At 59.1% G+C, this 538-nt stretch carries 1 pseudogene; it reads left to right on the top strand.

Annotated features, from left to right (window positions below):
* Positions 1-538 (top strand): annotated as a pseudogene (locus EOA22_RS36775) (cytochrome B6); the annotation flags it as partial.

Consider the following 538-nt stretch of genomic DNA (forward strand, 5'->3'; position numbering starts at 1 on the left):
CGCTGATGAAGGACGCGATCTGCGACGCTTCGACGTCGATTTCGATCTACCGGATCACCTTACCCCGGAGTTTCCACCTCCAATATTTCTGACCACGCACCCGGAGCTTGGAGATGTGTCGCGAGGGGATCTGCTGACGATACGCAACTTCTACGAATACATGAACGGCATCATCACGCCCGTGCAGATGGAAGGACTTCGTCTGCTGCTGACGCCATTTCCGCAGGAGGAATTCAACCAGACCGAGGACAGGAAGGTAGCGATGCAAAGCACGGGTGTCGCTTGCCTCGATTGCCATTCCAATTTCCACACCAACGGGGCGTTTCACCTCACCCCGGACGTGCGGCCGCAAGCCGAGCGCTTCCGGCTCGACACAACCAGCCTGCGCGGCTTGTTCAACCAGCAGATCCACGGATCCAAGCGCTCGCTGCGTTCCGTGGAAGACTTTACGGAGTTCGAACAGCGCACCGCCTATTTCAACGGCGATCACGTGAGCGCCACCCGCAAGGGCGTGAACCTGCCGGATCGGCCCAACCAG

Origin of the sequence: Mesorhizobium sp. M7A.F.Ca.US.014.04.1.1, from assembly GCF_003998745.1 — a bacterium.
GTDB classification, from domain to species: Bacteria; Pseudomonadota; Alphaproteobacteria; order Rhizobiales; family Rhizobiaceae; genus Mesorhizobium; species Mesorhizobium ciceri.